Origin of the sequence: Buchnera aphidicola (Mollitrichosiphum nigrofasciatum), from assembly GCF_039388045.1 — a bacterium.
Classification (GTDB): Bacteria; Pseudomonadota; Gammaproteobacteria; order Enterobacterales; family Enterobacteriaceae; genus Buchnera_K; species Buchnera_K aphidicola_B.
Genome location: NZ_CP135015.1, coordinates 48,330 through 71,753, shown reverse-complemented (window position 1 = coordinate 71,753; position 23,424 = coordinate 48,330). Strand labels below are relative to the sequence as shown.

22 protein-coding genes, 2 tRNA genes, 1 other RNA gene and 1 pseudogene are annotated in these 23,424 nt (G+C 21.9%); 13 read left to right on the top strand and 13 right to left on the bottom strand.

Features of this window, described 5'->3' with window-relative positions; genetic code table 11:
• Positions 1-12 precede the first annotated feature (12 nt).
• The 4 genes from hisC to smrB form a co-directional block, all read right to left on the bottom strand.
• Positions 13-1,077 carry a histidinol-phosphate transaminase gene (hisC, locus tag RJT30_RS00355; protein WP_343190372.1) on the bottom strand — a complete coding sequence of 355 codons (1,065 nt, stop codon included), beginning with the start codon at positions 1,075-1,077 and terminating at the stop codon, positions 13-15.
• Positions 1,078-1,080: 3 nt separating this feature from the next.
• A complete protein-coding gene (gene hisD / locus RJT30_RS00350) occupies positions 1,081-2,385 on the bottom strand; it encodes a histidinol dehydrogenase (protein WP_343190371.1) in 1,305 nt (434 codons plus the stop codon).
• Between the two features lie 4 nt (positions 2,386-2,389).
• Entirely contained in the window at positions 2,390-3,295 is a 906-nt protein-coding gene (gene hisG, locus RJT30_RS00345; RefSeq protein WP_343190370.1) for an ATP phosphoribosyltransferase, read from the bottom strand.
• Between the two features lie 134 nt (positions 3,296-3,429).
• The gene (smrB, locus tag RJT30_RS00340) at positions 3,430-3,942 is read right to left on the bottom strand and encodes an endonuclease SmrB (RefSeq protein ID WP_343190369.1); all 513 of its coding nucleotides are present in this window, start codon (positions 3,940-3,942) and stop codon (positions 3,430-3,432) included.
• A 193-nt stretch (positions 3,943-4,135) separates the two neighbouring features.
• On the opposite strand from smrB, the gene aroC reads away from it, so the two are divergent.
• Entirely contained in the window at positions 4,136-5,194 is a 1,059-nt protein-coding gene (gene aroC / locus RJT30_RS00335; protein ID WP_343190368.1) for a chorismate synthase, read from the top strand.
• 216 nt (positions 5,195-5,410) lie between these two features.
• Positions 5,411-6,280, top strand: a complete 870-nt coding sequence (gene dapA / locus RJT30_RS00330; protein WP_343190367.1) for a 4-hydroxy-tetrahydrodipicolinate synthase — start codon at positions 5,411-5,413, stop codon at positions 6,278-6,280.
• A gap of 119 nt (positions 6,281-6,399) precedes the next feature.
• Here dapA and dapE read toward each other — a convergent pair whose 3' ends face one another.
• The 4 genes from dapE to RJT30_RS00310 all read right to left on the bottom strand — a co-directional run bounded on the left by dapE (position 6,400) and on the right by RJT30_RS00310 (position 11,941).
• On the bottom strand, positions 6,400-7,530 hold the full coding sequence (gene dapE / locus RJT30_RS00325) for a succinyl-diaminopimelate desuccinylase (RefSeq protein WP_343190366.1): 1,131 nt from the start codon (positions 7,528-7,530) through the stop codon (positions 6,400-6,402).
• 85 nt (positions 7,531-7,615) lie between these two features.
• Entirely contained in the window at positions 7,616-9,619 is a 2,004-nt protein-coding gene (gene tkt / locus RJT30_RS00320) for a transketolase (protein WP_343190365.1), read from the bottom strand.
• A gap of 55 nt (positions 9,620-9,674) precedes the next feature.
• Complete coding sequence (tal, locus tag RJT30_RS00315; protein WP_343190364.1) at positions 9,675-10,631, bottom strand: transaldolase; 957 nt, start codon at positions 10,629-10,631, stop codon at positions 9,675-9,677.
• A 92-nt stretch (positions 10,632-10,723) separates the two neighbouring features.
• Complete coding sequence (locus tag RJT30_RS00310) at positions 10,724-11,941, bottom strand: beta-ketoacyl synthase N-terminal-like domain-containing protein (protein ID WP_343190363.1); 1,218 nt, start codon at positions 11,939-11,941, stop codon at positions 10,724-10,726.
• A gap of 85 nt (positions 11,942-12,026) precedes the next feature.
• On the opposite strand from RJT30_RS00310, the gene RJT30_RS00305 reads away from it, so the two are divergent.
• The 6 genes from RJT30_RS00305 to rpmG all read left to right on the top strand — a co-directional run bounded on the left by RJT30_RS00305 (position 12,027) and on the right by rpmG (position 14,977).
• Positions 12,027-12,242, top strand: a complete 216-nt coding sequence (locus RJT30_RS00305) for an SAM-dependent methyltransferase (RefSeq protein ID WP_343190362.1) — start codon at positions 12,027-12,029, stop codon at positions 12,240-12,242.
• Between the two features lie 5 nt (positions 12,243-12,247).
• Positions 12,248-12,871, top strand: a complete 624-nt coding sequence (gene rsmI, locus RJT30_RS00300) for a 16S rRNA (cytidine(1402)-2'-O)-methyltransferase (RefSeq protein WP_343190482.1) — start codon at positions 12,248-12,250, stop codon at positions 12,869-12,871.
• Between the two features lie 33 nt (positions 12,872-12,904).
• An RNA gene (rnpB, locus tag RJT30_RS00295) (RNase P RNA component class A) lies at positions 12,905-13,239 on the top strand.
• Between the two features lie 789 nt (positions 13,240-14,028).
• On the top strand, positions 14,029-14,559 hold the full coding sequence (ppa, locus tag RJT30_RS00290; RefSeq protein ID WP_343190361.1) for an inorganic diphosphatase: 531 nt from the start codon (positions 14,029-14,031) through the stop codon (positions 14,557-14,559).
• A gap of 22 nt (positions 14,560-14,581) precedes the next feature.
• The gene (rpmB, locus tag RJT30_RS00285; RefSeq protein WP_343190360.1) at positions 14,582-14,809 is read left to right on the top strand and encodes a 50S ribosomal protein L28; all 228 of its coding nucleotides are present in this window, start codon (positions 14,582-14,584) and stop codon (positions 14,807-14,809) included.
• The gene (gene rpmG, locus RJT30_RS00280; protein ID WP_343190359.1) at positions 14,810-14,977 is read left to right on the top strand and encodes a 50S ribosomal protein L33; all 168 of its coding nucleotides are present in this window, start codon (positions 14,810-14,812) and stop codon (positions 14,975-14,977) included.
• A gap of 28 nt (positions 14,978-15,005) precedes the next feature.
• Here rpmG and RJT30_RS00275 read toward each other — a convergent pair whose 3' ends face one another.
• The 3 genes from RJT30_RS00275 to fliP are packed head-to-tail and all read right to left on the bottom strand — an operon-like array spanning position 15,006 to position 16,822.
• A complete protein-coding gene (locus tag RJT30_RS00275) occupies positions 15,006-15,776 on the bottom strand; it encodes a flagellar biosynthetic protein FliR (RefSeq protein WP_343190358.1) in 771 nt (256 codons plus the stop codon).
• Positions 15,777-15,784: 8 nt separating this feature from the next.
• The gene (locus tag RJT30_RS00270; RefSeq protein WP_343190357.1) at positions 15,785-16,057 is read right to left on the bottom strand and encodes a flagellar biosynthetic protein FliQ; all 273 of its coding nucleotides are present in this window, start codon (positions 16,055-16,057) and stop codon (positions 15,785-15,787) included.
• A 39-nt stretch (positions 16,058-16,096) separates the two neighbouring features.
• Positions 16,097-16,822, bottom strand: coding sequence for a flagellar type III secretion system pore protein FliP (gene fliP, locus RJT30_RS00265; RefSeq protein ID WP_343190356.1), 726 nt, complete (start codon positions 16,820-16,822; stop codon positions 16,097-16,099).
• Between the two features lie 529 nt (positions 16,823-17,351).
• Between fliP and RJT30_RS00260 the strand changes: the two genes are divergently transcribed.
• Positions 17,352-17,645: a flagellar hook-basal body complex protein FliE gene (locus tag RJT30_RS00260; RefSeq protein WP_343190355.1), complete on the top strand. Its 294-nt coding sequence runs from the start codon at positions 17,352-17,354 to the stop codon at positions 17,643-17,645.
• Between the two features lie 58 nt (positions 17,646-17,703).
• Here RJT30_RS00260 and gltX read toward each other — a convergent pair whose 3' ends face one another.
• The gene (gene gltX / locus RJT30_RS00255; protein WP_343190354.1) at positions 17,704-19,119 is read right to left on the bottom strand and encodes a glutamate--tRNA ligase; all 1,416 of its coding nucleotides are present in this window, start codon (positions 19,117-19,119) and stop codon (positions 17,704-17,706) included.
• Positions 19,120-19,299: 180 nt separating this feature from the next.
• Here gltX and RJT30_RS00250 point away from each other — a divergent pair.
• Together RJT30_RS00250 and RJT30_RS00245 are read left to right on the top strand one after the other, a co-directional pair.
• Positions 19,300-19,372, top strand: a tRNA-Val gene (locus RJT30_RS00250).
• Positions 19,373-19,380: 8 nt separating this feature from the next.
• A tRNA-Lys gene (locus tag RJT30_RS00245) sits at positions 19,381-19,453 on the top strand.
• A gap of 86 nt (positions 19,454-19,539) precedes the next feature.
• Here the strand turns inward: RJT30_RS00245 and ligA are convergent.
• Entirely contained in the window at positions 19,540-21,273 is a 1,734-nt protein-coding gene (gene ligA / locus RJT30_RS00240) for an NAD-dependent DNA ligase LigA (RefSeq protein WP_343190353.1), read from the bottom strand.
• Between the two features lie 177 nt (positions 21,274-21,450).
• On the opposite strand from ligA, the pseudogene cysK reads away from it, so the two are divergent.
• Both cysK and ribB read left to right on the top strand, forming a co-directional pair.
• Positions 21,451-22,406, top strand: a pseudogene (gene cysK / locus RJT30_RS00235) (cysteine synthase A).
• Positions 22,407-22,757: 351 nt separating this feature from the next.
• The gene (gene ribB / locus RJT30_RS00230) at positions 22,758-23,399 is read left to right on the top strand and encodes a 3,4-dihydroxy-2-butanone-4-phosphate synthase (RefSeq protein ID WP_343190352.1); all 642 of its coding nucleotides are present in this window, start codon (positions 22,758-22,760) and stop codon (positions 23,397-23,399) included.
• Positions 23,400-23,424: the final 25 nt, after the last annotated feature.

Genomic DNA, 23,424 nt, shown 5'->3' with positions numbered 1-23,424 from the left:
AAAAATTCCTTGTTATTTAATAAAATTATATTCTTTCAATTTCATAATTATTTTTAAACATTCTAATTTGCTTCCTACTGTAATTCTAATACAATTTTTTAAATAATTACTTTTCTGATTACGTACAATAATGCCATTATCCCACAAATATCTAAAAATTTTTTCTGAAAATTCAAAATATACTAATAAATAATTTGCTACACTATCAAATATTTTTATTACATAATTTATAGATCGTAACATATAAATAAACCAAATACGATTTGAATTTATTTCTATCACTCTGGTGTACATTAAAACTACATTTTTTTTAATTAACGATTGAGAAACAATATCAATAACAGGTGTAGATAAAGGATATGGAGCTATAATTTTTGATAAAAACTGAATAATTAATTTATCAGCTATAATAAAACCACATCTTAATCCAGCTAAAGCAAAAGCTTTAGACATAGTACGTAATATAATTAAATTAATATATTTTTTAACATACAAAACAAAACTTTCATTTAAAATAAATTCTATATATGCTTCATCTATAATTAATAATGTATTATTTAAATTTTGCAAAATATATATAATACTCTCTTGAGAGATAATATCCCCAGTTGGATTATTTGGTCTACATATAAATATTAATTTCACATTTTTAAATTGTTTAAAAAAATTATCTACATAAAAATTATTATTTTTATAAATATTAATTATTTTATTTTTAATACCAGATATTAATGCACTAATATGATACATACCATATGTTGGAGGAAAATATATAATCATATCTTTATTAGGTATACAAAAAGTTCTTATTAATAAATCTATAGCTTCATCAGCACCTCGAGTAATTAATATTTTACTATTAATATTATGACCAAGATATTTTGAATAATTTAATAAAATTGTTTTAGATTGTGGTTCTGGATATCTGTTAAATTTTTTATTTGATAAATTAAATGTCAAATAATAAGGTGATTCATTAGCATTTAACCACACATCACCCATTCCTCCAATTTTACGAGCAGATTCATAAGGTATTAAATTTAATACTTCACTTCGAACTAATTTTTTAATATCCATTTTTTACTTATTTAAATATTTTAATCTAATAGAAATAGCATTATGATGCGCATCTAATTGTTCAAACTGTGATAAATTTTTTACTGTAGGATAAATATCAAATAAAGCTTTTTTAGTTAATTCTTGTACTGAAATTTTTTTTTGAAAATCTGCTAAACCAACTCCAGAAAAAGTTTTCACTTTTCCATAAGTAGGTAAAACATGATTAGTACCAGAAGCATAATCACCTACTGATTCAGGAGACCAAGGGCCAATAAAAATAGAACCAGCATTATAAATTTTATTTAACCAATGTCTCGCATTTTTAAATTGTAAAATTAAATGTTCTGGCGCGTAATAATTAGATATATCTATACATTCTTGTATATTTTTAGTAATAATAATTTTACTATGTTTTAAAGAATTTTTTATAATATTTATTCTAGATAACATACATATTTGTTTTTTTAAAGAAGTAATAACAGAATTAGCTAAAATTAAATTATCTGTTAATAAAATAACTTGCGAATCCATTCCATGTTCTGCTTGAGATAATAAATCTGCTGCTACAAAATCAGGATTAGAGTGTATATCTGCAATTACCAGTACTTCCGAAGGCCCTGCTAACATATCTATATCAGTATAATTAAACGAATGATTAACTTGTTTTTTTGCTTCTGTTACATAAGCATTCCCAGGTCCAAAAATTTTATCTACTTTACAAATACTATCTGTACCAAAAGCCATAGCTCCAATAGCTTGCGGGCCTCCAATTTGCAATATATTTTTAATACCACATACATAATATGCTGTATATAAAATTTCATTTGAAATAGGAGGTGGAGAACATAAAATTATTTTATTACATTGTGCAAGAATAGCAGGTATAGATAACATTAATACAGTAGAAAGTAGAGGAGCTGAACCCCCAGGAATATATAAACCAACAGAATTTATTGGTTTTGTAATTTGCTGACATCTAATTCCATCTTGAGTATGAATGTCTATTATTTTTGTTTTTTGATAAGAATGAAAAAGTTCAATATTTTTAGCTGCCGTTAATATAGATTTTTTAATATTTACATTAACTTTTAAAAAACTATCTAATNTTTTTTTTTTTTTAATAAATAAATTATTTATAATAGTATTATCAAATTTCTTTGTATAATAGTATAAAGCTTGGTCTCCATTTTTATACACATCATATAAAATTTTTTTAACATTACTTTTTATATTAATATTATTCAAAATAGGACGTGATAATATTTTTTTTTTATCCGAAATATTTAATTTATTCCAATAAAAAATGTTATTAATTATAAAATCCATAAAATCACTCCATCATTTTCTCAATAGGTAATACTAATATAGAACTTGCGCCTAAATTTTTTAACTGTTCCATAGTTTCCCAAAATACAGTTTCACTACTTACCATATGCATAGCAACTTTTTTTTTATCACCCGCTAATTTTAAAACTGTAGGTACTTCCGCCCCTCTTAATAAAGTTACTACATTAGATAATTTATTAACTGGAATATGTAACATAATATATTTTGATTCTCGTGCTTTAATAACTCCTTGAATACGTATTAATAATTTTTTAATTAATAATAATTTTATTTCAGAAATATATCCTATTCTAGATATTAAACACGCATTAGAAAAATACACAGTTTCAACTTCACGTAAATTATTTGCCTCCAAAGTGCCTCCAGTAGATACTAAATCACATATTGCATCTGAAAAACCTGCTCTAGGAGCGACTTCAACTGAACCATTTAAAACACATAATTTAAATCGTATATTATTTTTATAAAAATATTTTTTAAGAATATTTGGATAAGAAGTAGCTATCCTTGCATTTTCTAAACATTTCAAACCATTATATGGAGCATTATCTAAAATGGCTAAAGATAATCGACACATTCCGAAATCTAAATTACGTAAAACAGTGTAAAATAAAACATTTTTATATTTTGGAATAGATAACATTTGTTCTTCCAAAACATTTTTTCCAACAATTCCTAAATCTACCACTTTATCAAAAATCAATCTAGGAATGTCATCATCTCGGACATGCATAATATCAATAGGCATATTTTCTGCAAAAGAAACTAAACGCTGTTCTTCAAAATTAATTTTAATACCACAACGTTTCAAAAGGTCTTTAGAATCATCACTTAAACGACCAGATTTTTGCATAGCTATTCGCAAACGATTATTATTATTACTTAACATATGTTATAAAACCTCTTATAATTTTAAATAAAATTAAAACTATATTTTTAAATTGCTATTTAAGATAATAATTCATTAAAATTGTGCAACATTGAAAATAAAGTCATAAAATAAAATTTTAAAAGTATATAACATTATACATTTAGATTAATAAAAAATATTACAGCAACAGTATTACTTACATTCTTAGATTTATTTTTACATACAGTAATTTCTGGATGTTGTTTCAACCAAAAAGGTATTTGTTTCTTTAATATATTTCTACCATGACCATGTATAATACCCGCACAAGAAAAATTTTCTTTATAACATAAAGTAATTAAAATACCAATTTCTTTTTTAGAGTTATATTTACTTACACCATGTAAATCCAAATAAATTTCTGGATTATATTTACCTACAAATTTATTATTTTTTTTTAAAAAAATATTTTTACTAAAATTATGTTGTATATAATTCTTTTTATTATTAGAAATAGTATTAGAAAAATAAAAACTGTGCATTTCTTGTTGAATAATATTTTTTTTATACAACAAATCTTTTTTTTTAATATTTAATCCTCTGTTATGAAAAACTTTATCTTGTTTAAATTTTTGAGTTCCCTTAATACATGCTCGAAATAAATCATCTTTTTCAAAAATAGACATTTTAATAACCATAAATAATTTTAAAAATAATATAATAATTATTAATAATAAAATAATTAATAAAATAAAACAATAAAATTATTATATAATGTTTGATATTTATTTATTATATTTATATTGTATATTATATTATTTCTTAAAAAATTCAAACATAATTAAATAAAATTAAAAAAATTAATAAAGAGGAAGAAATATGCCGGGAAATAGTATTGGTAAAATGTTTCGCGTAAGTACTTTTGGAGAATCACATGGTATAGCATTAGGTTGTATAGTTGATGGAATGCCCCCAGGGTTTAATATTGAAATTCAAGATATCCAAAAAGAGTTAAATAAAAGAAAACCAGGTTCTTCAAAATACACAACACAACGTCGCGAATTAGATACTGTTGAAATATTATCCGGATTATTTAAAGGAAAAACAACAGGAACAAGTATAGGAATGTTAATTTATAATACAGATCAAAGATCTCAAGATTACGAAAAAATAAAAAATATTTTCCGACCTGGACATGCAGATTATTCATATCATAAAAAATATGGTTTTAGAGATTATAGAGGCGGAGGTAGATCTTCTGCAAGAGAAACAACAATGCGAGTAGCAGCTGGTGCAATAGCAAAAAAATATTTAAAAAAAATATATGGAATAAAAATAACTGGTTATTTATCTAAAATGGGAAAAATTAATTTAAAATTAAAATCTTTGGAAGAAATAAAAAAAAACCCATTTTTTTGCCCAGAAATAGAGAAATTAAAAATTTTAAAAAAAAAAATAAAAAAACTTAAAAAACAAGGTGATTCTATAGGAGCAGAAATAACTACTATAGCACATAATATACCAACAGGTTTAGGTGAACCTGTATTCGATAAATTAGATGCAGATATTGCTCATGCTATTATGGGTATTAATGCTGTTAAAGGGGTTGAAATAGGTGATGGATTTGCTGTAATTTCTAAAAAAGGTCACGAAAATAGAGACGAAATTAGAAAAAACGGTTTTATTAGTAATCATGCAGGAGGGATTTTAGGCGGTATAAGTAATGGTGAAGATATAATTGTAAAAGCAGCATTTAAACCCACTTCTAGTATTTCCATTCCAGGTAAAACAATTAATACAAACAACGAAGAAAAAAAAATAATAACAAAAGGTAGACATGATCCATGTGTTGGAATTAGAGCTGTACCAATAGTTGAAGCCATGCTTGCAATTGTAATTATGGATCATATACTAAGAAATAAGGCACAATGTAAATAATTTTTATTAATTAAAAAATATATCCAATTATAAAAAATTTATTTATTAAAATAAAAATATTGCAAATATAAATATATAAAATTTAAATAATTAATTATATTATTTTAAAATCATATTTAAAATTTTTTTTAAAACATCAGTTATAGAAATTTTTTAAAATACAAAATTATTAATTTAAATATATTCAAATAAAAATATTTTGTAGAGGATATATACATGTTCAAAGGCAGTATTGCGGCATTAATTACACCAATGGATATAAAAGGAAATATTTGTTTAAAAAGTTTAAAAAAAATAGTTCATTATCATATAAAAAATTGCACAAAAGCAATTGTCGCTGTTGGAACCACTGGTGAATCATCTACTTTAAATCAAAAAGAACATATAAACGTAGTAATGCACGCATTAGAAATATCAAATGGTAAAATTCCAATTATTGCAGGAACTGGTTCCAATTCCACTATAGAATCAATTTCATTAACACAAAAGTTTGAAAAATCAGGCGTAGCAGCATGTTTGACAGTTACACCATATTATAATCGCCCTACACAAAAAGGTTTATATCACCATTTTAAAACTATTGCTGAAAATACAAAACTACCACAAATTTTATATAATGTGCCAAGCCGAACCGGATGTGACTTACTTCCTGCTACTATAATTAAATTATCACATATTAAAAATATAATAGGAATAAAAGAAGCTACAGGAGATCTATCCAGAATTCAAAAAATAAAAAAACACACACCAAAAAATTTTTTATTAATTAGCGGTGATGACAATACTGCATTAAAATTTATGATTTTAGGTGGAAATGGAGTAATATCTGTCACTGCAAATATAGCTGCTAAAAAAATGTCTGAAATATGTTTATTAGCACATAAAAAAAATTTTTATTTAGCTAATATAATTAATAAAAAATTATTAAAATTACATAAAAATTTATTTAAAGAACCTAACCCTTCACCAATAAAATGGTTAGCAAGAAAATATAAAATAATCAATCATGATAAACTAAGATTACCTATGATCTCAATATCTAAAAAAAATAAAAAAAATTTATTAAAAATAATAAAAAATGGTTAAAAATTTAATTCTAAATTACCATTTTAATAAATATATTGTAAAAAAAATATAAATTACAGAGTATATTATATACTCTGTATAACACATTATAGAAAATTTTGAAATTAAAAATAATGATATTATAAAATTTTTTTCATAATTTCTTCATACATTAAACTCAAAATATGTAAATCACTTACTTTAGAATATTCATTATCTTTATGTATACTTTTATTTATTAATCCTAATTCTACAACTTGATCTGTTAAATTAAATAAATATCTACCATCTGAAGTACCACCAGAAGTAGATACTATAGGTTTAAATTTATTAAATTTATTAATAGATTTGATAACAATATCAATTAAATGAGATTTAACAGTTAAAAAAGGAACAGCATAAACTTTTGATTGGATATCACAATTAAAGATATCTGATGCGAAAAATTTCCTTACAATACGTTTTATTTTTTTAAAGTTCAATTGATTACTAAAACGAATATTAAATTCTAAAAATACCTCACCTGGCGTAGTATTGCTACTATTACTATTAGAAAAAATTTTAGTAATTTGTAAACTAGTAGGTGGAAAGTGTTTATTTCCTTTATCCCATATATAACGTGTTAATTTAAGTAAAATAGGTGATAAAATATGTATAGGGTTTATAACAAATTGTGGATAAGCTACATGTCCAGATATTCCTTTAATTAAAATGGTAAAAGTAATAGAACCACGACGCCCAATTTTAATAACATCGCCAATAAAATTATTACTTGTTGGCTCTCCTACAATACAATAATCTATCTTTTCTTTCCTAGAAGCTAATATTTCAACTACTTTTTTTATACCATTTGTACCTATAGATTCTTCATCTGAAGTAAATAAAAAAGATATTTTTCCGTTATATGTTAATTTTTTTTTAATGAAATTTTCTAAAGCAATAATCATAGCTGCAATAGCACCTTTCATATCACAAATACCTCTTCCATATAATAAACCATTTTTAATGGTTGCAGAAAAAGGAGGATAATGCCAATTTTTTTCACAAATTATTGGCACGACATCAGTATGACCTAAAAAATTTATATGTTTACCTTTTCCAAAAATGCGATATGCCCACATATTTTTAGTATCATTAATATTTAAATATTCTACTACAAAACCTAAATTTAATAAACGTTTAGCTATAATATTTTGACAACCTAAATCTAAAGGACTAATAGAAGGAATTCGAACTAATTTTTTAGCTAAATGAATAACAGATGAATACATTTTCAAACCCTTTAATAAAAAAAAATTTATTAAGGCTTTTATATTAAAAGCCCTAATAAAATTGAAAATATAGTAAAAAACTACATTAAGACGCTAAATACAATTTAGATTTTTTAACTATACTATTTACAGAAAAACCAAATTTTTTAAAAAGATCAACAGCTGGAGCAGATTCTGCAAAAGTATCAATTCCAATAATTAAACTTTTTAAACCAACATATTTATACCAAAAATCTTTTACACCTGCTTCAATAACTATGTATTTATCAACATACTTTGGAAAAATATAATTTTTATACTGTATACTTTGATTATCAAAAACATCACACGAAGGCATGGAAACAACCCTTACTGAAAAATTTAAAATATATAATTTTTTAGCTACATCAAGTGCTAATTGAATTTCTGAACCAGTAGATATGATAATAACATGTATTTTATTAGTATTTGTAAAATCTTTTAATATATAAGCACCTCTACATACATCTTGTTCTTGATATACTACATCACAATTAAATGATAAATTTTGACGAGATAAAATTAAAGCAGTGGGGCCGTTTGTACGTTCTAAAGCCATTTTCCAAGCTATAACAGTCTCTAATTTATTACAAGGTCTCCAAACACTTAAATTAGGTATTAATCGTAAAGTAGATAACTGTTCAATAGGTTGATGTGTAGGACCATCTTCTCCCAGTCCAATAGAATCATGTGTATATATTAAAATATTACGAGTTTTCATTAAAGCAGCCATTCTAATACCATTACGCGCATAATCTGAAAACATAAGAAAAGTCGCGATATATGGGATAAAACCTTTATAATGCGCCATACCATTTGCTATTGCTGTCATACCAAATTCCCGAACACCATAGTGTATATAATTACCATTATAATTATTACAAATATCTTTTGATCCAGACCATTTAGTTAAATTACTCGGTGTTAAATCTGCCGAACCTCCAATTAATTCTGGAATTTTAGATCCCATAAATTCTAAAATATTTTGCGAAATTTGCCTAGTAGATAATACTTCTGTATTATTTTTAAATTCATAAATCAATTCTTTAATAATTTTGTTCCAGTTTGAAGGAAGATTACCTTTAATTCTACGTTTATATTCAAAATATAACTTAGGGTATTTATTTTTATAACTATGAATTAATTTTAACCATTTATTTTCTAATATTTTTCCCTTATCAATAGCTTGCCATTTATCATAAATAAATTTTGGTATTTCAAAAGCAGGATATTCCCAATCTAAATTTTTACGTACTAAAGTTATTTCTTCTTTACCTAAAGGTGATCCATGCACAACAGCATTACCGCATTTATTTGGTGAACCAAAACCTATAATAGTATTAAAAATAATTATAGAAGGTTTATTTGTGCATAATTTAGCAGCTGTTATAGCTTTATAAATTGCATCTGGATCATGACCATTAACATGAGATATAACATTCCAATTATATGCTAAAAATCTTTTTTCAGTATCATCATTAAACCATTTTTTAACATTTCCATCTATAGAAATACCATTACTATCATATAAAACAATTAATTTTTCTAATTTTAATGAACCTGCTAAAGAACATACTTCATGTGATATACCTTCCATAAGACAACCATCGCCTACAAATACCCATGTATAATGATCTACAATATCATGATTTTTACGATTAAAACATTCAGATAGTATTCGTTCTGATATAGCCATACCTACTGCATTACCTAAACCTTGACCTAAAGGACCAGTGGTAATTTCAACACCAGGGGTACAACCCACTTCTGGATGACCAGGTGTTTGTGAATACAATTGTCTAAAATTTTTCAATTCTTTGATAGAAATATTGTATCCTGTTAAATGCAAGATACTATATAATAAAATTGAAGCATGCCCATTAGAGAGAATAAAACGATCTCTATTAGCCCATAAAGGATTAGCTGGATTATGCTTGATAAATTTTCTCCATAAAATCGTAGCAATATCCGCCATACCCATAGGAGCGCCCGGATGTCCAGAGTTAGCCTTTTGAACAGCATCTATACTCAACATACGTAAGGCATGTGCTAAAATATTATTTGAATACATATATATTCCTTATATTTAAAATTTTTAGAGAAAATTAAAATGTTTTTTAAAAAAATTAAAATTGTTTAAATAAAAAATTTTCTAATTGTATTTGATCTGCTCCAAACTGACGTATACCTTCAGATAATTTTTCAACAGCCATTGGATCATTATTATGAATCCATCGAAATTCACTTTCAGATAAATTTTTAATGATAGATTTATTATTATTTGTATAATTTTTAGATAATTTTCTTACTACAATATCAGATTTAGATTGTAATTCATCCATTAACATAGGAGAAATAGTTAATTTATCACATCCTGCTAAATTTAATATTTGTTGTATATTACGAAAACTCGCACCCATAATAATAGTTTTATAATTATTTTTTTTATAATATTTGTATATTTTTTGTACAGCTAATACACCTGGATCTAATTCTTTAGAAGATAAATTAAATAATTTATTTTTACAAAACCAATCATATATCCTACCAATAAAAGGTGAAATTAAAAAAACATTAGATTCAGCACATGCAACTGCTTGAGCAAATGAAAATAACAATGTTAAATTACATTTTATACCTTCTTTTTGTAAAATTTCAGAAGCTTTGATACATTCCCATGTTGCTGCTAATTTAATTAAAATACGAGAACAATTTACACCATTTTCTTTTAACATGGAAATTAATTTTAATGCTTTTATAACAGATAATTCAGTATTAAATGAACAACGCGCATCAATTTCAATAGAAACATATCCTGGAATTATCTTTAAAATCTCCATACAAACATTAATTAATAATTTATCACTTGCGTTAGATAATTTATTAACATCATTACCGCCTTTTTTTTTAGCATAACTTATTGCATTTAAAACTAAAGATTTATAATAAGGTGAATTTACCGCATTTAAAATTAAAGAAGGGTTAGTAGTAGCATCTTGTGCATTATATTTCTTAATAATATTTATATCACCTGTATCAATTGATATAGAAGTTATTTTCTGTAAAGATTTTAACATATTCATAATTTAATTTTTTCCTATATAATATACAAAATATTAATTATAAATTTTAAATAAAAATATAAAAAACATATTTAATATAGTAAACAATAAAATTATCCATGATATTTTTTTAAAATAATTACCACATTCACTCCACCAAAACCTAAACTATTAGACATACCTACATTAAACTTTTTATATAAAATAGAATTAATAATATTCATTTTAAAAGCATTTTTATCTAATTTGTTTATATTAATACTTGGAGCAATAAAATTATTATTTAGCATTAATATAACATAAATCAATTCATGTACACCAGAAACACCTAAAGAATGTCCAGTTATAGATTTTGTAGAAGAAATAAAAGGTTTGTAATTATTAAAAAACTTTTTAATAGCAAGTAATTCTGTTATATCACCTATTTTAGTAGAAGCGGCATGTGTATTAATATAATCTACTTTTTCATGAATATCTGTCAAAGCTTTTTTAATACATTTAAATAAACCCGAACCTGAAGGTTTAGTAAGGCTATAACCATCAGAATTAGTAGAAAATCCAATAATTTCCCCATATATTTTAGCATTTCTAGATAAAGCATGTTGCAACTCTTCTAACACAATAATACCGCCACCACCAGAAATAACAAAACCATCACGTTTACAATCATAAGCTCTAGAAGCACGTTTAGGAAAATTATTATACCTAGTAGATAAAACGCGCATAGCATCAAATTCACAAGCTAATTCCCAATTTAAAGCCTCCCCTCCTCCAGCAAAAATAATCTTTTGTTGACCAAATTTAATTAATTCATAAGCATGACCAATACAATTAGCAGAAGTGGCACAAGCTGAATTGATAGAATAATTAATACCTTTTAAATTAAAGAAAGTACCTAAACAAGCTGATATTCCAGAATTCATAGATTTTATTGCAGAAAAAGGAGGTATATTTTTAATACCTTTATTCATTAAATTTATTGATAAAATTTTTGATCTCGCAGAACAACCGGCTGAACCTACAACGATACCAACATTAGAATTATTAGCATATTGGTTGAAATGCAAACAAGAATCTTTTATAGCTTCTTGCATAGCTAAATATGCATAAATTGTACCATCATGCATAAATTTAACAATATTTTTATTTATAAAAGTTTCTGCAATGTTAATTTTAATATCACCCCAAACATTACTTCGCATACCCGCACATTTAAATTCTTCAGAAAAAGTTATGCCAGATAAACTATTTAATAAAGATTGTAACACTTCCTTTTGATTATTACCAATGCTAGATAATATACCTATTCCAGTAATAACAACTTTTTTCATGTAATATAACCTTGATAATATATTAAATATATTTATAATAAATATAAATTTTAAATAAAAATATTTTAATAAAATAACTTAAAAAATGATAAATAATAAATCAAAAAATGGAATATTATATATAATACCAACTCCAATAGGTAATTTAAATGATATAACCAAAAGAGCTTTAAAAACATTAAATAAAGTAGATCTAATCATAGCAGAGAATATACAACATACAAATATACTATTAAAAAAATTCAATATTAAAAAAAAGATATATCCTATTAATAAATTTAATGAAAAAAAAAAAGCTTAAAATTAATACAATTTTTAAAAAAAAAAAAAACAGCTATTGTTTCTAATGCAGGTACCCCATTAATCAATGATCCAGGTTATAATTTAGTAAAACTATGTTATATATATAATATTTTAATTATCCCATTACCAGGAGCTTGTGCAGCAATAACAGCATTATGCGCTTCAGGTATACCAGCAAATAAATTTTGTTATGAAGGATTTTTACCTAATACAAAAAAAAAAAGACAAAAAATTTTAAAAAATTTAAAAAAAGAGAAAAGAACAATTATTTTAAATGAATCCCCTCATAGAATATTAAAATGTATGGATGATATAAAAAACATTTTAGGAAAAAAGAGAATTATTACTATCGCAAAAGAATTAACAAAAAAAAAAGAAAAAATAAAAAGAGACACAGTATCAAATATAATATTATGGTTTAAAAAAAAAAAAAAAAATAAAAAAGGCGAAATAACAATTATAATTAAAGGTTATAAAAATAAAAAAAAAGAAAAAATAAATATAAAAATTTTAGAAACTTTTAAAATATTAACTAAATATTTTAAATTCAAAAAAGCAGTTAAAATAACAGCAAAAATACATAATTTAAAAAAAAATTTTTTATATAAAAAACTATTAAAAAAATAACACAAAAAAAAAAAATATGTTATTATTATAAATGAAGTTGATCGAACAGCCGCTTTTTAAAAGAGGAAAGTCCGGGCTCCAAAGAGCAAGGTGCTAGATAACATCTAGGAAGTGTGAACTTACGAACAGCGCAACAGAAAATAAACCTCCGAAATCATTTAAAAATTTAGGAAAGGGTGAAATAAAATATATTATAAATTGCAAACTCCACCTGGAGCAAAGTCAAATAAGGTTGTTATAAATTTAATATTTATATAACTAGTATGCTCATACTAAAACCTGGGTAGATGCTTGAGCTATATAAGTAATTATAAGCCTAGATAAATGGCTGTTTTAAACAAAACCCGGCTTACAGATCAACTTCAATTCACAAATATGTAAAAATACTTCACCGAATTAAATAAATGTAAATATTTTATAATTTAATAACATATTTAAAATTTTAAAAAATATTATAAAAATGTTAAATAATATATAAATATATTTTTAATAGATTTTAATAATAAATTATTATTAACAATGATTTTTAAAAAATACTTTTTTAAAAATAATAAATAAGATAATAATTTACACAAATCATAAAAACTAAATATATAAGAAAAATTATTAAGATAATTATAATAAATAAATTTAATAAAAAAAATCTAATATTTTATTTTATAAAAAAAATTTTTATAAATAAAAATATTATACTATAGAAAAATAAAAAAATTTTTATAATTAATTCAATATTCAACACTATTTATTTTTAAAATAAATATTTCAAAAATTTGAAATAATTTAAAAAAATATTTTTAAAAATTATAAAATTTAATATATATATTTATATAATTTAATTTTTTAAAAAATATATTTTTAGTGTTACTATATATAAAATAATTATATAATTTTAAAATAAAAATAATCTATTTAAGAAAAATGTAAAAATAATAACAATAAAATTTAAAAATTAATAAAATTTTTAAATGATATTTTAAAAAATAATAAAAAATCAACTAATAAAATATTGTTTTATACAATGCAGTAATATAAAATTAATTTTTATAATTCAAAAAATAAAATATAATGTAGATAATTAATAAAAATTAATTAACATAAATAATTTTAAATATTTACATAAATAAAATACAATAAGTACAATAGAAAGGTTCAAATACATGAATTTTAAAAATATTCCAACAGGATTAAATGTACCAAAAAATATTTACGTAATAATTGAAATACCAGCACTATCTAAACCAGTAAAATATGAAATTGATTATAATACAGGTATTACTTATGTTGATAGATTCATACCTTCAACATTATTTTACCCATGTAATTATGGATACATAAATAATACTTTGTCTTTAGATAATGATCCTTTAGATTCTTTAGTTTTAACACCTTACCCAATACAAACTCAATCCGTAATATTATGTAGACCTGTAGGAATTTTAAATATGGAAGACGAATCAGGTCATGATTCTAAAATAATTTCTGTTCCACATGAAAAAATTTCTAAAAAATATAAATCTATAAAAGATATACACGACTTTCCAAAAACACTGTTACAACAAATAAAATTTTTTTTCGAAAATTACAAAAAATTAGAAAAAAACAAATGGGTTAAAGTTATTAAATGGGAAGGAGTGAATGCAGCAAAAAAAGAAATTTTAGAATCTATTAAAAGAGCTAAAAAAAAATAACAAATATTTAAAAGAGGTATTTATGTCTAAAATTTGTTTTGTGACCGGTAAAAAAACAATATTTGGAAATAATCGTTCTCATGCAATGAATGCTACAAAAAGAAAATTTCACCCTAACATACATAAAAATCGTTTTTGGATTCCTAGTAAAAAAAAATTTATTAAATTAAATATATCTACACAAGGTATAAAAATAATAAACAAATACGGTATTGAAACTGTTCTTAAAAAAAAAAGAGAGAGTATATAAATGGCAAAAAAAACGCGCGTAAAAATAAAATTAGTTTCTTCTAAAAAAACAGGACATTATTATACAACCACAAAAAATAAACAAAATACCCCAGAAAAAATAAAAATCAAAAAATATGATCCTAAAATTAGAAAACATGTAATATATACAGAACAAAAAATAAAATAAAATATGTAAATAATAAATATTTACATATTTATATAATATCTAATAAAAAAAATAAAATTTTCTGCATAGCAATTTTAAAATTAATTATAAATAATGGAAAAAAGGAATATAAAAACAACATACCAAATAACAAAAATAAAGAAAAATTTAAAGAAAAAAAGAAAGCAGGAATTAAAATACGATTTAAAAATAAAAAAACTAAATTTAATATAATTAATAACAATATTACAGGAAAAAACATCTTTAAACCTTGAATAAATACATTACTGAAAAAAAATACTAAATTTAAAAATTTATTTTTTAATATAAATGAACCAATAGGAATAGTATAAAAACTTTTCACTAAAACAGATATAACCCATAAATGCATATTAAAAATAAAAAAAACCATATAAGTACAATAATTTATCAATCTTAGAACAATTGGGATAAAATAACGATTATTAACATCAAAAAATGTAGCAAATGATAAACCCATTTGCGTTCCTATAATATCACCACAAAAACTTGAAATAACAAATATTAACTTAAAAGTTAAACCAATGAAAAAACCAATTACAAATTCTTGAAAAATAACTAACACACCAATGAAAGAAAAATGTAAAATATAACCACGTGGTAAAAAGGAACATAAAAAAAAAGTTAATATAATAGAAAAAAACATTTTAATTTTATAACTGACAATTTTTTCACTAAATACAGGAGCGATATAGATAATTCCAATAATACGAGTAAAAATTGGCACAAAATAATTTATAAAACTATTAAAATTATTGTTATATAAAAAATTATTAATCATAAAATAACTTAACGAAATATAATTAATGGTATATTAGAAAACACTACATACATATATTTTAATATAACATGCAACATCCATGGACCTAAATAAAAAAAAGTTAAAAAAATAGCAAACATTTTTGGTATAAAAGATAAATTTTGTTCATGAATTTGTATAATTGTTTGCAAAAAACTGATAATTAAACCACTAAATAAAGCTGAAAACAATAAAGGACTAGATAATATAATAAAAACTTTGATAGATTCATAAAATAATTCATTCATACAATCTATATTCATTAAGCCTCTTATAAATAAAATTAAAATTATTTAAAAAAATTAAAAACTATGTATTAATGAATTAATTAATAATTGCCAGCCATCTGCTAAAACAAATAATATCAATTTAAATGGTAAGGATAATAAAGCAGGAGGAACCATCATCATACCTAAAGCCATTAAAACACTTGCCACAATCAAATCAATAATCAAGAATGGCATAAAAATTGAAAAACCAATTTGAAATGCAGTATTTAATTCACTAATTATAAAAGCAGGAATTAATATATTTATAGGAATATTATCTTTACCAAAAATTTTAGAATTACTAATATTTATAAAAAAATTTAAATCTTTTTCTCTTGTTTGTTTTAACATAAATGCGTGTATTGGTTTTGATCCTTTTTCAATAGCTCTATTTAAATTAATTTTATTTTCAATAAAAGGAACGTACGCTTCATTATATATTTTATTAAACACTGGGGACATAATAAAAAAAGTTAAAAAAAGCGCCATACCTAATAATATTTGATTTGGTGGAGAATAAGGTGTTCCAAAAGCATTTCGTAATAATCCAAATACAATTATTATTCTAGTAAAACTAGTCATCATTAAAAAAAATATAGGTATAAAAGTTAAAGAAGTAATAAAAATAATAGTTTGTACAGATGATACCCAATTATAATCTGTATTTAATAAAACATTCATAGAATCCATTATAGAAGTAGCATAAACAGAATTTAAAGAAAATGAAAAAAATAAAACAAAAAATATTAAATAAATCATCATTTTTTCCTATCAAATTATTCAAAATTCTCCATTATTTTATTCATTAAATTATTTAAATAAAAGTTTCAAAAATTTTAGTATTAGATAATAAATTTATATAAAAATTATTTTTTTAAATATTTAAAATAAATTTTAAATTTCTATATTTAAATATAAATTATTTTAAATACATTAATTTTAAAATGAAATTTTAATATTTAATAAATATTATTTACAATAATAATTTAAATATATAATATTTAATAATAATTTTTAAAATTAATAAATACATTAAAATAATATAATTATAAATAATAAAATTAAAGGACATATTATTATAAAAAAATTTTAAAACACTTATATAAATAAATCTAAAAAATAAAACAACTCATAAATTAAATATTACAATATAATTAAAATTCTTTATAATATTTAATAAATAAAATTATAAAATAATTTAACTTATATTTAAAATAATATTTTAAAAATAAAAAATAATTCAAAATTTCATAAAATAACTAAAAATAATTTCATTTGAGAAAAATATATGTTAATTGAAAAAATAAATAACACAAAAAATTTAAACCCATTAATAAATAATACTTATATAAATAAATTAAAAAAAAATTTTTTTAAAAATAATAAAATAGTAGATTTGACAACAACAAAAATAAATAACTTTAATACAAAAAAAGAATTCTCACAAATAAACGATAAAACAATTTTAAAAACACAATATATACCAAAAAAAAAAAAAAACATAACAAATATACAAACTATTATACAAATAAGAAATCAATTAATAAACGCTTATCAAGAAATAATGAATATGCAAATATAATTTTGGTTTATTTAATTTCTAATAAGAAATTAAATAAACAAAATTTTAAATAAAAAGTCTATAATAATTTATTTTTTTTATAATAATACATAGCTTCCATGATACGTTGTAACGTTTCTTCTTTTTTTAAAATACACATAATAATATAAATACTTGGTGAAGAAATTGAACCAGTTAAAATTATTCTTACAGGAACAATAATATCTTTTAAAGATAATTTAAAAAACAAACAAATATTTTTAAAAGTTTTAGATAAATTATAAATATCCCAAACTATAATATTTTTTAAAACAACATATAATTTATGTAAAATATAATATATTTTATTATTAATAAACTTTTTAAAATATACACAATGAAAATAATTTACTTTTTTATAAAAATAAAAAGATTTAATAACAATTTCATCTAAAGTAGAACATTGCATTTTCAACAAATCAAAAACACTTTCTAATTTTGGACCAATATCTACATTGATCATATACTTTTTAAATTTTTTTTGTAATTCTAAACGAATAAATTTAAACAATGTATTCTTAATATAATAATTATTGAACCATAATAATTTTTTTTCATTAAAAATACTAGGAGAATTTCCAATATTTTTTAAAGAAAAATTCTTAATCATATCTTTTAATGTAAAAATTTCTTGATTACCTGATGCCCATCCTAGACGAAATATGTAATTTAATATCGATGAACTTAAAAATCCATTTTTTAAATATTCTTCAATACTAAGTACATTATTTCTTTTAGATAATTTTTTACCTGAACGATCTAATACCATAGATAAATGTGCATAAACAGGTATTTTTGCGTTTAAAGCATTTAATATGTTAATTTGACGCGGAGTATTATTTATATGATCTTCACCACGAATTACGTGTGTTACACCTGAATCTAAATCATCAATTACTACACAAAAATTATAAGTTGGTATACCATTAGATCGTTGAATAATTAAATCGTCTAATTCACTGTTAGAAAATTGTATTAAACCACGTATTTTATCAACAAAACTAACAACACCTGATTTAGGATTTTTAAAACGTACAACATAAGAATTATTCGAATATTCTGAACTAAAATTTTTATTACGACATTTTCTATCATATTTAGGTTTAATATTATTTTTAATTTGATAATTACGTAATTTTGTTAATCTTTCTTTAGTGCAATAACATTTATAAGCTAATTTTTTCTTTAACATAAAAAAAATAAAATTTTTATATCTTGAAATACGTTTTGTTTGAAAATATGGACCTTTATCCCAATGTAAACCTAATAAATTTAAATTATTGAAAATTTCTAATACAGATTTATTTGTAGATCTATTTAAATCAGTATCTTCGATACGTAAAATAAATATACCATTATAACGTCTAGCAAACAACCAAGAATAAAAAGCTGTACGTACACTACCAATATGTAAACTACCAGTAGGACTAGGGGAAAATCTGGTTATAATTTTCACAATTATTTTCTCCATATAAAACTATATTAAGAATATACAATTTTATAAAATATTCTAGTAAATATTTTTTAAAAAATATCTTGAATTTTTATGTCAAATGTTTTACATTAATTAAATATTTAATTGTTTAAATTTAAATATTATATTTTCAAAAATTTAAATATTTTATAATATATAATAGGGTGATTAGCTCAGTTGGTAGAGCGCCTCCTTTACACGGAGGATGTCGGCGGTTCAATTCCGTCATTACCCAAATAAAACGGGTCGTTAGCTCAGTTGGTAGAGCAGTTGACTTTTAATCAATTGGTCGCAGGTTCAAATCCTGCACGACCCAATTTAAATAATAAATAAATTAAAAAAAATTAATTATTTAACAAATAAATTATAAAAATACTATTTTTATATTAAACATATTTTTATTTAATCAATATTAACAAATTTTAATAAATTTAAAATACATTTCCTATTTGAATTATTATTTATATATAAAATTATATTTTCAACATTTTCTTTTCCTAAGAAAAGAAAAGAATTTTTATTTTTTTTTGAAATAGATAAAAAATTATCTATAGAAATACAATAGTTAGCTAGTTTATTAGATTTAATAACACCTATATTAGTTATACATAACGCATATATAAAACGAGATAATGAAATTTTTTTAGAATATTCTAAAGAATTTAATATATTAATAGATTTTTTTTTACCAATACCAGGTAAGATAGATAAATTAGTAACATTTAAAGTAAATAAATCTGAAAAATTTTTAACAAATTTATATTTTATAAGTTTTTTTAAAATACTATTTCCTAAACCTTTTATATTAAAAGCTAAAGGCGAGCAAAAATGCACTAAACGCTCTTTTAATTGTGCTTTGCAATGAAAACCTCCGCTACAATATAATGCACTAAAATCTTTATATTTTTTAATTTTAGAATTACATATAGGACAATATTTAGGAAATATTACTGAACTACACTTTTTATTACGAAAAGCTTTAATTACGTAAACAATTTTAGGTATAACTTCACCAGCACGAACTAAAATAACAGTATCACCAATATAAATATCCAATTTTTTAATATTTTGTTTATTATATAATGAAGCTTTTTGTATAATTACACCTGCAATCCTAATAGGTTGCAAAATAGCAATAGGAGTAATTATACCAGTTTTTCCGACTTTAAATTGTACATTTAATACTTTTGTTTGTTTTTCTTCAGATTTGAATTTCCATGCTATTGCCCATTTAGGAGCAGTATTTGAACATCCTAAAATATTTTGATCTATAATATTATTTAATTTTAAAACTATTCCATCAATATTAAAACCTAAAGTATTTTTATTATTCTGCACAAAAAAATGATAATTCATTACATCTTTTATAGAATTAAATAATTTTATACTATCATGTACAAAAAAACCCCATTTTTTACATTGTAACATAAAATCATAATGATTTAAAAAACTAACTTCTCCTTCAAGAACACCATAACTATGACAAAAAAAAGTTAATTTATCTAAATAAAAATTATCAATATTTTTTTTTCTTAAAATACCATATACAGCATTACGAGGATTAGAAAAAATATTTTTATTTATCTTAAGTAATTGTTTATTTAATTTTAAAAAATCATCCGATAATATTAATATTTCACCTCGAATTTCTAAAACATTAGGTATATCAAAATTATTTAAATATATTGGAATATATTTAATAATAAAAACATTTTCCGTAATATCTTCGCCTATATAACCATTTCCTCTAGTAGCTGCATGAATTAATTTACCATGTTTATATAATAAACTTACAGCAATACCATCAAACTTTAACTCAGAAGTAATAGATATTTTTTTTTTACCCAATTTTGAACATAATCTTTTATAATAAGATTCCCAGCTTTGAACAGAAAAAATGTTATTTAATGATAACATTGGACTTAAATGTTTAATTTTAAAAAAATCTGGAGATAATTTTGAACCAATTTTATTTAATACATTATTTTCAGTATATAAATTATGTTTTTTTTTTTCTAATTTTTGTAAAATTCTTATTAAATAATCATATTCTACATCAGGTATTAAAGAATGACCAAGAGTATAATAAAAATAAGCATAACGTTTTAAAAAAAAACGCAGCTTTTTAATCTTCATATGTAGAGACATAATAAAATTAAATACCTAAATTAAATGTTAAATAAATAATAATAAATTTAAAAATATTTTTAATTATATTATATTATAAATCTACTAAATTGATTAATATAAAAGAAAATTATATAATAATTTTAATTTAAAATATTAAATAATAATTTTTATAAAGGATATAAAATGAATAATATATATAAAAATAATTCTTTAATAATCGGAAACACACCATTAATAAGATTAAATAAAATTGGTAAAGGAAATATTATAGCAAAAATAGAATCTAAAAACCCAGGATTTAGCGTAAAATGCAGAATTGCATTAAATATGATTTTAGAAGCAGAAAAAAAAGGTGAAATAAATAAAAAAACAGAAATAATTGAAGCAACTAGTGGAAATACTGGTATTTCATTAGCTTATATCTGTGCAGCTAAAAATTATAAAATAACTTTAACTATGCCAGAAACTATGTCCATGGAAAGAAAAAAATTACTAAAAGCACTAGGCGCTAATTTAATACTTACTAATGGAAAAAAAGGTATGAAAGGTGCTATATATAAAGCTAATATGTTATTTAAAAACAACCCTAGAAAATATATTTTACTAAAACAATTTGAAAATCCCGCAAATACTATAATACATGAACAAACAACAGGACCAGAAATTTGGAATGATACTAATGGAAAAATTGATGTTTTAATTTGCGGAGTAGGTACAGGTGGTACAATAACAGGAATTAGTCAATATTTTAAATATGTNNAAAAAAAAAAAAAAACTTTATAACTATAGCAGTAGAACCTGAAAATTCAGCTGTAATAACACAAAAATTTAAAAATATACCAATATCCATTCAGCCACATAAAATACAAGGTATTGGTGCTGGTTTTATACCAAAAAACCTAAATTTAAATATAATCGATAAAGTAATAAAAGTATCAGATATAGAAGCAATGCAAAATGCCAGAGATGTAATGAAAAAAGAAGGTATATTAGTAGGGATTTCTTCTGGAGCAGTTATAGCAGCAGCATTAAAATTACAAAAAAAAAAATTATTTAAAAATAAAAAAATACTGGTTATTTTTCCTTCATCTGGAGAACGTTATTTAACTACTGATTTATTTTCAAAATACAAATGCTAATAAAAATAAACATTACATATAATTTAGCATGGAAAAATATTAATTTATAACATTACAATATTTTAATATATATAATATAAATATTACATAAATTAAATATATAACTAAATAAAAAACATCTTAATTTAAAAAAAATAGTTAAATATATAAAGTAATTTTAAAAAAAATATTTTACTAATTTAACAATATTATTTTAAAAAATTTCTAATTTTACTATTATAAATAATCCATATAATATTATAACTTTAATATATATATTTAAATACAAGAAACATAATAAAAATATTATTAAATAATATTTTATAATTATTTAAATAAACTATATAAGAGTATCTTTCTAAACAATTACTTATGAAAAAAAAAATATCAAAATACTTTGGAAAATCCATAGAACGTATTAAAAATTCAATTTTAGCATTAAAATACAATAAAGGATTAATTTTATTAGATCATAAAAAACGTGAAAATGAAGGTGATTTAATTTTCTCTTCGCAAAACATAAATAAAAAACAAATAGCATTCAGTATTAGAAACGGAAGTGGGATAGTATGTTTATGTATTACTGAAAAACTAAGAAAAAAATTAAAATTACCTATGATGGTTAAAAAAAACACAAGTTCATATAATACAGCTTTTACAGTAACTATAGAAGCGGCAAAAGGAGTGTCAACAGGTGTATCTGCTCAAGATAGATTAAAAACAATAAAAACAGCAATTTCTAAACACACGAAACCCAATGAAATAAACAGACCAGGGCATATATTTCCCGTACGTGCTCATAAAGGAGGTATATTAAAAAGAGCAGGACATACAGAAGCAGGTATAGAAATAGTAAAGTTAGCAAGTTTACAACCAACTTGTGTTATTTGTGAAATAACAAATAAAAATGGTTCTATGGCTAAATCATATGAAATTAATAAATTTTCACAAAAAAATAATATGTATGTATTAAAAATAAAAGATATAATAAATTATATTATAATAAATAAATAATTTTTAAAAAAATTAATACATTTAA

What these genes read in the sequence shown, in the direction of transcription:
- hisG (WP_343190370.1), bottom strand. Translation starts at nt 3,295, where the DNA reads ATGTTAAGTAATAATAATAATCGTTTGCGAATAGCTATGCAAAAATCT.
- aroC (WP_343190368.1), top strand. Translation starts at nt 4,136, where the DNA reads ATGCCGGGAAATAGTATTGGTAAAATGTTTCGCGTAAGTACTTTTGGA.
- dapA (WP_343190367.1), top strand. Translation starts at nt 5,411, where the DNA reads ATGTTCAAAGGCAGTATTGCGGCATTAATTACACCAATGGATATAAAA.
- smrB (WP_343190369.1), bottom strand. Translation starts at nt 3,942, where the DNA reads ATGTCTATTTTTGAAAAAGATGATTTATTTCGAGCATGTATTAAGGGA.
- ribB (WP_343190352.1), top strand. Translation starts at nt 22,758, where the DNA reads ATGAAAAAAAAAATATCAAAATACTTTGGAAAATCCATAGAACGTATT.
- fliP (WP_343190356.1), bottom strand. Translation starts at nt 16,822, where the DNA reads ATGATTTATTTAATATTTTTTGTTTTATTTTTTTCATTTTCTTTAAAT.
- RJT30_RS00305 (WP_343190362.1), top strand. Translation starts at nt 12,027, where the DNA reads ATGATAAATAATAAATCAAAAAATGGAATATTATATATAATACCAACT.
- rpmG (WP_343190359.1), top strand. Translation starts at nt 14,810, where the DNA reads ATGGCAAAAAAAACGCGCGTAAAAATAAAATTAGTTTCTTCTAAAAAA.
- rpmB (WP_343190360.1), top strand. Translation starts at nt 14,582, where the DNA reads ATGTCTAAAATTTGTTTTGTGACCGGTAAAAAAACAATATTTGGAAAT.
- RJT30_RS00275 (WP_343190358.1), bottom strand. Translation starts at nt 15,776, where the DNA reads ATGATTAATAATTTTTTATATAACAATAATTTTAATAGTTTTATAAAT.
- ppa (WP_343190361.1), top strand. Translation starts at nt 14,029, where the DNA reads ATGAATTTTAAAAATATTCCAACAGGATTAAATGTACCAAAAAATATT.
- hisC (WP_343190372.1), bottom strand. Translation starts at nt 1,077, where the DNA reads ATGGATATTAAAAAATTAGTTCGAAGTGAAGTATTAAATTTAATACCT.
- tkt (WP_343190365.1), bottom strand. Translation starts at nt 9,619, where the DNA reads ATGTATTCAAATAATATTTTAGCACATGCCTTACGTATGTTGAGTATA.
- tal (WP_343190364.1), bottom strand. Translation starts at nt 10,631, where the DNA reads ATGAATATGTTAAAATCTTTACAGAAAATAACTTCTATATCAATTGAT.
- dapE (WP_343190366.1), bottom strand. Translation starts at nt 7,530, where the DNA reads ATGTATTCATCTGTTATTCATTTAGCTAAAAAATTAGTTCGAATTCCT.
- RJT30_RS00270 (WP_343190357.1), bottom strand. Translation starts at nt 16,057, where the DNA reads ATGAATATAGATTGTATGAATGAATTATTTTATGAATCTATCAAAGTT.
- RJT30_RS00310 (WP_343190363.1), bottom strand. Translation starts at nt 11,941, where the DNA reads ATGAAAAAAGTTGTTATTACTGGAATAGGTATATTATCTAGCATTGGT.
- RJT30_RS00260 (WP_343190355.1), top strand. Translation starts at nt 17,352, where the DNA reads ATGTTAATTGAAAAAATAAATAACACAAAAAATTTAAACCCATTAATA.
- ligA (WP_343190353.1), bottom strand. Translation starts at nt 21,273, where the DNA reads ATGAAGATTAAAAAGCTGCGTTTTTTTTTAAAACGTTATGCTTATTTT.